This is a genomic window from Marivirga sp. (assembly GCF_024636815.1).
In the GTDB taxonomy this organism is placed as follows: Bacteria; Bacteroidota; Bacteroidia; order Cytophagales; family Cyclobacteriaceae; genus Marivirga.
The window spans coordinates 1-8,533 of the sequence record NZ_JAGXGF010000122.1 but is presented as its reverse complement, the minus strand read 5'-3'; the positions used below and the strand labels follow the sequence as shown (position 1 = coordinate 8,533).

The 8,533-nt window shown below is 36.0% G+C and carries 6 protein-coding genes and 1 pseudogene; 5 read left to right on the top strand and 2 right to left on the bottom strand.

The window, feature by feature from the left end; genetic code table 11:
- Window positions 1–227: pseudogene (locus tag Q0L29_RS09400) on the bottom strand (radical SAM protein); the annotation flags it as partial.
- Window positions 228–231: 4 nt separating this feature from the next.
- Window positions 232–570 (bottom strand): arsenosugar biosynthesis-associated peroxidase-like protein, encoded by a 339-nt coding sequence (locus tag Q0L29_RS09395; protein WP_296621101.1) that lies wholly within the window; start codon window positions 568–570, stop codon window positions 232–234.
- A 311-nt stretch (window positions 571–881) separates the two neighbouring features.
- On the opposite strand from Q0L29_RS09395, the gene Q0L29_RS09390 reads away from it, so the two are divergent.
- The 5 genes from Q0L29_RS09390 (at window position 882) to Q0L29_RS09370 (ending at window position 8,513) form a co-directional block, all read left to right on the top strand.
- A complete protein-coding gene (locus tag Q0L29_RS09390; protein ID WP_296621099.1) occupies window positions 882–1,583 on the top strand; it encodes a DUF2064 domain-containing protein in 702 nt (233 codons plus the stop codon).
- A 69-nt stretch (window positions 1,584–1,652) separates the two neighbouring features.
- Window positions 1,653–4,859 carry a SusC/RagA family TonB-linked outer membrane protein gene (locus tag Q0L29_RS09385; RefSeq protein WP_296621098.1) on the top strand — a complete coding sequence of 1,069 codons (3,207 nt, stop codon included), beginning with the start codon at window positions 1,653–1,655 and terminating at the stop codon, window positions 4,857–4,859.
- Window positions 4,860–4,870: 11 nt separating this feature from the next.
- A complete protein-coding gene (locus tag Q0L29_RS09380) occupies window positions 4,871–6,310 on the top strand; it encodes a SusD/RagB family nutrient-binding outer membrane lipoprotein (protein ID WP_296621097.1) in 1,440 nt (479 codons plus the stop codon).
- Window positions 6,311–6,357: 47 nt separating this feature from the next.
- A complete protein-coding gene (locus Q0L29_RS09375; RefSeq protein ID WP_296621096.1) occupies window positions 6,358–7,710 on the top strand; it encodes a sodium:solute symporter in 1,353 nt (450 codons plus the stop codon).
- A complete protein-coding gene (locus Q0L29_RS09370; RefSeq protein ID WP_296621095.1) occupies window positions 7,707–8,513 on the top strand; it encodes a metallophosphoesterase family protein in 807 nt (268 codons plus the stop codon). Before Q0L29_RS09375 ends, Q0L29_RS09370 begins: the two co-directional genes overlap by 4 nt.
- The last annotated feature ends 20 nt before the right edge of the window (window positions 8,514–8,533 follow it).

The following is an 8,533-nucleotide window of genomic DNA, read 5'->3' as shown; positions in this document are numbered from 1 at the left end:
CCTGCATCAACATGACAATGTCCACAAGTAAGATTGCACATATAACCTACATTGATCTGAAAAGTATCAATTTTTGTTGGCTTAAGCGGATCTAAACCTGCTTCATTTAATTTGCTCTCAAATGGGGTATAATGCTCTCCACTTTCTTTTGGTTGATTAAGGAAATTCAGTTGTTTTTTAGCGTAAGATAATAAGTGTTGTCTTCTCTTCAGGGTAGCTAAAGTCATAAATTTACATTAAAAGTTCTTTCGTTTTATTCATCATTTGTACACCATGTACGAGAGATGCTCCACCACGGATTGCAGCCGCAATATGAACTGCTTCCATCATTTGTCCTTCTGTTGCTCCTTTTTCTAAAGATCCAGATGTGTAAGCATCTATGCAATAAGGACATTGAACTGTGTGCGAAACCGCTAATGCTATCAATGCTTTCTCTCTTTCGGTAAGTTCTCCTTCTTTAAAAACTTCATTGTAGTAGTCAAAAAATTTCTTACCTAATTCAGGAGAAAACTCACTGATATCTCCAAATTTTCTTAAATCATCGGAATTATAATAACTTTTATTGCTCATAGTGATTAGTTAAATAAATTTTAATGCTAATTGTTTAAATCTTAAGGTTGAGATACGGCAATCTTCACCATTTAGATGTTCTTCAAAACAACGAGCAAAGCATTAACATTCCAAATATTTAGTGCCTAATATCACAATATTTAATCTAGGAAGAGAAATGGAAAACGACAAATCAGGAAAAATGACAGTTAGCTGACAATTATTTTAGTTTGAAATCAGAAACTTTAAATTTGAAATGATTTTACATTTTATTTAAACCTAGTAGATCCGGTATTAGATATTATTACGTTCCTTAGGGAGATTAAAAAAATATGAGTAGCAAAACCGCCATATTACTTTTTAGCAGATCGGCCTATGAAGAAGCTGAAGCAAAGGAATATTTCTCCAAAAGAAAGGAGAGAAAAGCTATTCAATTTAGTAGAGAACTAAGAAATAATAGCCTTAAAATCTGCAGCCAAAGTGGATTACCCATTATTAATTTCACTAGCAAATTACAAAAAGGGGTAAATTTCGGTGAAAAGATAACCCATGCTATTCAACAAACATTCCAAAAAGGTTATGAAAATTTAATTGTAATCGGCATTGATAGCCCCGGATTAAATTATAGACAAATAAAAAAAACTCAGCATATTTTAGAAGGCACTAAATTCACTGTTTTAGGTCCTTCTTACGATGGCGGAGTCTATTTAATTGGTATTAAAGCATCTAATTTCAATCCTCAAAAATTTATTCAGTTAGCCTGGCAATCTGAAAAACTACAAGAAAGTTTTTCAAAAACTCAAACCAAGATTATTTGGCTTAACACTCTTCAAGACATAGATGAAGCTGCAGATTTATGGGCATTTACTAAATCTATTTTCAATACGCTCCATCAGTTCCATCTGCTTGTATTGATAATACTTCAACTTTTCCAGAAAAAGTTTTTACCCCTTAAAATACAAGTCCGAAAGAAAACTTTATCCCCTTCATTTGGATTCAGGGCTCCTCCTGCAATTGTAACAATCAATTATTAATAGAATCCAGACAGGAACAGGAACTATACATTCCTTAATTAATTCAAATTTCAATTTACCAAAACGAAAATGAAAAGATTTTCACTCACATTAATATTGAGTATGATGGCTTTTGTGGTTTTAGCGCAAAATAAAATCATAGAAGGCACTGTACTTGACCAAAACACAAAGGAGCCAATTCCCGGAGTTAACATTTATGAAAAAAATAGCAAAGAAGGCACTACTTCTCAACTAGACGGGACATTTACCTTATCTATCTCCAATAATGCCGAAACCCTGATATTCAGCTTTATTGGGTATTTAGAGCAAGGAATAAAAGTAAATGAAGTAACAAGTCCAGTCACTATATATTTAGAAGAAAATGCAGTAGAATTATCGGAAGTTGTAGTAACTGCATTGGGTTTTGAACGCCAAACAAAAGATTTAGGCTACCCTGTGCAAAAATTGAATTCAAGAGAAATCTCTAATGTTAATACCATCAATTTCACAGGTAATTTAGCGGGTAGATTAGCAGGAGTTACCGTAAGCAATGGCGTTACTGGAGTTGGTTCAACTTCCAAAATCAACATTAGAGGAGAGGCTTCTTTCACCAACAATAATCCGCTTTTTATTGTAGATGGAACACCTATTAATAATAATACCATTGTGAACAATACTACCGATCTGGCTGAAGGATTTCAAGAAATCGATTTCGGAAATGGTGCTATGGATATCAATCCAGATGATATAGAAAGCGTAAATGTTTTAAAAGGACCAGCGGCAGCAGCACTTTACGGAACCAGAGCTTCTAACGGAGTGATAATTGTCACCACCAAATCTGGTAAAAATGCAAGTGGATTAGGCATCAGCATCAACAATACATTTTTTATAGAAGAGGCATTTCAATTACCACAATTTCAAAATCAATATGGACAAGGAAATTCAGGTGAATTTGCTTTTGTAGATGGCTTAGGAGGTGGCGTAAATGATGTGATTTCCTACAGCTGGGGACCAAAATTAAATGATGGCTATTTGACTCCGCAATTTGATAGCCCTGTTCAATTGCCGAATGGACAATCTGTAAGAGGCGGAGATGTTGCGGTTCATGGCGGGGCTCCAATCACCCCAACTGAAATGCTAGCCTACCCCGATAATCTGAAAGATTTTTATGAAACAGGATACACTTCAATTCAAAACATTGCTATAGGCAATTCAAGTGACAATGGGCATTACAGACTATCTTTCACTGACTTAAGAAGTAAATCCATTATTCCAGGTGTAAATTTGGACAGAAAAACGGTTCGAGCGAATTTAGGATTTCAGCCTATCGGAAATTTAAAAATCAATAGTAATATTCAATATACGAACACAGGTAGTGACAATCGACCTTCAAATGGCTATGGTTCTGAAAATGTAAATTATTCCCTTGTTGCCTGGGGTCCACGTTCTTTGGATGTAAATGCTTTGAGAGATTATTGGCAGCCTGGATTAGAAAACATTCAACAATACTCTTTCAATTATACTTATTTCGATAATCCGTTTTTCACCATGTATGAAAATACCAACTCTTTTAGAAGAGACAGGTTATTCGGGAATATTTCAGCGAATTATGAATTCAATGAAAAATTAAGCTTTATGATAAGGAGCGGAATGGATTATGCTGATGAATTGAGACAATTTAAAAGAGCATTTAGTACCAACCGGTTTAAGAATGGTGCTTATGCAGAGCATGATGTATTTTATAGAGAAATCAATACTGATGCTTTCATCAACTTTAAAGATCAGTATGGAGCTTTAGGAATGGATATTTCTGTTGGTGCCAATAGATTGGATCAATTGGCTAATACTCAACAATCCCAAACTCTTGCATTAGCACAAGCTGGTATTTTCAAATTATCGAATTCAGCCATTCCGGTTGAAATAGATGATTTTGAAGCACAGAAGCGAATCAATAGTGTGTTTGGAGTGGCGAAATTTAGTTGGAGAAATTATTTGTTTGCAGAGATTACTGGAAGAAACGATTGGTCAAGTGCATTAGCCACACGGGAATCTGTGGAAAACACTTCTTTCTTCTATCCATCTGTTTCCACTAGCTTTATCCCTTCTTATCTTTTTGAATTGCCACAAGTGATTTCTTTTGCAAAAGTAAGGGCTAGCTGGGCGCAAGTAGGAAATGATACCAATCCCTACCAAACAGCTGGAATCTATAGAGCTAGCACTCCTTATATGGGACAGCCTGCATTTACTAATCAAAGCACAATTCCAAATGCAAATCTCTTGCCTGAAAGAAATACTTCAATAGAAGTAGGGGCAGATATTCGCTTTTGGGATGATAAATTGAATTTTGATTTCACTTATTATAATACCATAACTGAAAATCAAATTATTGCTTTACCTGTACCCATCAGCTCAGGATTTGATCAACAGATTGTAAATGGAAGCAAGGTTAAAACAGAAGGTGTAGAGGTAATTGCGGGTATTCACCCCATCAGAACCACTAATTTTAGCTGGAACACACTATTAAATTTCAGTCGAAATGTTTCGATAGTAGAAGAATTACCAGCACAGGTAGACCGACTGACTTTGGCGTATTCCAGAATTTATGACAGTGAAAACCAAACCGTTTGGTATCAGGTAGAAAAAGGAGGAAGAATTGGTGATATGTATGGAACCGGATATCAAAAAACTGATGATGGACAGTTTATTTTGGATGAAAACGGAAATTTTATTGCTGATAATGAACTGCAAAAACTCGGTAACTACAATCCTGATTTCATCTTGGGCATTTCTAATAACTTTCGCTATAAAAACTTTATTGGCAGCTTTTTACTGGATTGGAGACAAGGTGGAATATTAGTTTCCAGAACATTAGCCTTGGGAGGTGTAGGCGGACAATTAATTGAAACTGTGAATCGTGAAAATGATATAATTGCACAAGGAGTTGTGAATATTGGAAGTGATGAAAATCCGATCTATGAACCTAATACCACAGCAATCAGTCCTGAAAGCTATTTTAGACAGTATTATGATAGAAATCATGAGGAAAACAACACTTATAATGCTAGCTATTTAAAACTTAGGCAGTTTTCCATTGGTTATGATTTCCCAACATTTACAAACTCTGAAGCACAATTGAGTATTGCTTTAATTGGTAGAAATTTGTGGGCATGGACTGAAATTCCGCATTTTGATCCTGAGCAACTTGCCGTACAAGGAGATCAATTTGTAAATGGCGTGGAAGATATGTCCTATGCCAGCAGTAGAAGTTATGGTATTAAAATTTCACTCAACTTTTAATCTGAAAAGACATGAATAGATTTAAGATATATTTCATTTTAATAAGCTTTTTAACTGTAGTTTCATGTACGGATGATTTTCAGGAAATCAATACAAATCCCAATGCACCAGTAGACATTCAGCCTGAACTCGTCTTGCGTCAGGTTATTTACGATTATGGAGAGCAGATGTCCTATGAAGGGTTTGTCGCTGGAAATTTATTAGGTCAATATATGACCGCAATAGATTTTAATTTGTTTGATCGCCATGGTTTGAAAAACCCTCAGCTTGGAGGAAACCCCTGGTCTATTATCTATAAAAACCTATTGGACAATGAAGAATTACTAAAGATAGCACAGAATTCAGAGATCTTTGCTGTTTATGAAGGTCCAGCTTTAATCTTAAAATCCTATATGACTGCTGCCTTAACGGATATGTTTGGGAACGTGCCGTATTCTGAAGCTTTAAATGGATTAGAAGGGAATGTAACTCCCAAATTTGATGAACAAGAAGCCATTTATTTAGGGGACAATGGCATTTTAGATAATCTAGAAAATGGCATTGCTGCAATGGAAAATTACCAAGGAAACCTTGTGCTTTCAGGTGATATTCTTTTTGAAGGAAATCTCAATCTATGGGTTCAATTTGCTAATTCTTTGAAGATAAAAGCGCTGATGAGAATTTCAGCCAGAGTGGATGTTCAGGATGAATTACAATCAATTTTTGCTGAGGGTAATTACATCAAAATAAATACAGAAAATGCGATTTTTGATTTCACAGACGGAAGACCCAATAATTTCAGAATGGCTACTTTAAGGGAAGGAGATTACAATCTTTTCATTATGTCGGCATCGATGCAGGAAATTCTCGAAAAATATGACGATCCAAAAGCAACTGTTTTATTCCGCCCTGCTGCTAATTCTGGAGAATTTGCAGGATTGAGAAATGGACCTGATGCTTCACAAATCTCTATTTCTGTTGCAGACTACTCATTGAGTGGCAGTATTTTCAGAAATAACACTAGCTTACTGGATGCTAATTTCATGACCGCATGGGAAACGAATTTCCTATTGGCCGAAGCAGCACATAAAGGTTATATTAATGCTAATGCAAAAACCTTATATGAGACTGCCGTTTCGCAGGCTTTTGGCTATTGGCATACGGAACTACCAGCTAAATTTTTAAGTGAGGGTAATGCGGCTTTTGGTGAAAATGGAAATGACCCATTTCAACAAATTATAGAACAGAAATGGATAGCTAATATCATCAACGGTTATGAAGGCTGGATCGAGTGGAAAAGAACTGGCTTCCCTGAATTGAAATCCGTGACTTCAAGCTTGAATAACGGACTAATTCCTGTTAGAATGCCTTACCCAAGCAGTGAAGTCACGCTGAATCAAGAGCAATTAGTAGAAACTAGCGGGAATCCAGAAAATAGTATCAATCAGAACGTATGGTGGGATATTGATTAAATCAATTTCAACACATTCAATCATTTGAAATCAATAGTTTTGCGAATATGCAAGATATTTTAATGTATCAATGGGGGCTGATAATCATAAGCAGCCTCCTTTTTTTCTTTTTAGCACCGCTTTCCAAAAAACCGGCAGAATTCTTTAATGCAGTATCGCTAAAAGGAAAGCAACCCAATGTAATTTTGCTTACTAGCAGCCTGGTGATATCTTGGATCTTTGCCAAATCCATTACCAATGCTGCAAATTTGGGATTGGAATTCGGTTTTGTAGGTGGCATTGCTTATGCTGTGTACTACCTCTCTTTTATCGTGGCGGGTATCATCATCTTTCGTTTACGAACCAAAGGAGGTTTCAAAAGCATACATGATTTTTTGAGCTCAAAATTCGGTAGAAAAGCAGTATTAATTTTTTCAGTAGTGGTGGCTATTCGACTATTTAATGAAATATGGTCTAATACCATGGTGATTGGTAGCTATTTTGGAGAGATAGGCAGCAGTTCTTATTATCTTTCTATTTTAGTATTTACTGCCCTAACCTTAGCCTATACCTTAAAAGGTGGACTAAGAAGTTCCATGCTCACTGATGCCATTCAGATGGTGTTTTTTGGTGTATTACTTTTTGTATTATTCAAGCTGATTTTATCGGATGAAACACAGCCTATTGGAAATTTTGTTAAGACAGGTGAATGGAGTCTTGCTGGCGGACTTGATTTACTATTAGTTGCTTTCCTGCAAATTTTCAGCTATCCATTTCATGATTCAGTAATGACGGACAGAGGATTTATTAGCCCTGCAAAAAAGACTTTGAAGAGCTTTATAGCTGCCGCAATCATTGGCTTTATTTGTATAACATTGTTTTCCTTGATAGGAGTTTTCGCCAAACTCAATGGCTTAGAAGGGCAGGCAGCTGTGGAAGTTGGGAAATTGCTTGGATTAGGCAGCATGCTAATGCTCAACTTCATTATGGTCACCTCAGCTGCTTCCACTTTGGACTCAGCCTTTTCTTCATTCTCAAAATTGAGTATCATAGATTTAGGTTTTCAAAAAATCCCTACAGTAAAAATGGGACGAATCATGATGATAGCATTAGCTGTAGTAGGAACCATCCCAATTTTCTTAAAGCCTGAAATCCTTTCTGCAACTACCATTAGTGGCACCATGGTATTGGGCTTGGCTCCTATTTTTCTGTTTTGGAACATTGAAGCACCTAAATTGTCCTTCCATTTAGCCATATTTGCAGGAATATTTATTGGAATTATTCATACAATAGGCTGGTTTCCGAATAGCCTAATCTTTACAGAAGGGAAATATGCCGGCTTATTAGCTGCCAATGTTTGGGGAACAGTATTATGTTTTACTGCTTATTTTATACCAATAGTATTAATTAAGAGAAAATGAAATCACTCGGAGATATAAAAGGAAAAATTTTGGGTTTTGGCGGTGTATATAGCAATTTTCAAGCGCTTGAAAGCTTGAAAGCTTATGCGGATGGTGCTGATATTCCACCTCAAAATATTTTTTGTACTGGAGATATAGCTGGATACTGTGCCCAGCCAGAGGAATGTGTTCAACTCGCAAAATCTTGGGGAATAAACTGTATTGCAGGAAATGTTGAATTGCAGCTTGCCTCAGGAGAAGATGACTGTGGTTGCGATTTCGATGAAGGCAGTCGGTGCGATGTTTTTTCCAGACAATGGTATCCTTATGCTCAGTCGAAATTATCTTCAGATTCAATTCAATGGATGAAATCTTTACCAGAGCATTTAACTTTTAATTATTATGGAAAAACAGTAGTGATGGTGCATGGCTCATATTCAGGAACTTCAGATTTCATTTTTAAATCTACTCCTTGGCGAGAAAAATTGAACCATTTAAAAGCCACAGGAGCTGATATTATACTAGCTGGTCATTGCGGATTGCCTTTCAAAGATGAAAAAGATAGGTTCCTCTGGCTCAATGCAGGCGTAATTGGAATGCCAGCAAATGATGGTGAAACAGCAGTTTGGTTTATGGAAATGAATGAAGATCAGTCCGTAATTCACCATCAATTAAAATACGACCATATAACAGCCAACCGATTAATGATAAAAAATAAATTACCGGAAGCCTATGCTAAAACTCTGGTAACAGGGATATGGGATAATTGTGAGATATTGCCTGAAATAGAAACGGTTGCACAGGGTAGAAAAATTGAATTGTAAATGTATCTAAAAATTTAATT

Excerpts from the sequence above, each read along its gene's own strand:
- Q0L29_RS09395 (WP_296621101.1), bottom strand. The coding sequence starts at position 570 with ATGAGCAATAAAAGTTATTATAATTCCGATGATTTAAGAAAATTTGGA.
- Q0L29_RS09390 (WP_296621099.1), top strand. The coding sequence starts at position 882 with ATGAGTAGCAAAACCGCCATATTACTTTTTAGCAGATCGGCCTATGAA.
- Q0L29_RS09385 (WP_296621098.1), top strand. The coding sequence starts at position 1,653 with ATGAAAAGATTTTCACTCACATTAATATTGAGTATGATGGCTTTTGTG.
- Q0L29_RS09380 (WP_296621097.1), top strand. The coding sequence starts at position 4,871 with ATGAATAGATTTAAGATATATTTCATTTTAATAAGCTTTTTAACTGTA.
- Q0L29_RS09375 (WP_296621096.1), top strand. The coding sequence starts at position 6,358 with ATGCAAGATATTTTAATGTATCAATGGGGGCTGATAATCATAAGCAGC.
- Q0L29_RS09370 (WP_296621095.1), top strand. The coding sequence starts at position 7,707 with ATGAAATCACTCGGAGATATAAAAGGAAAAATTTTGGGTTTTGGCGGT.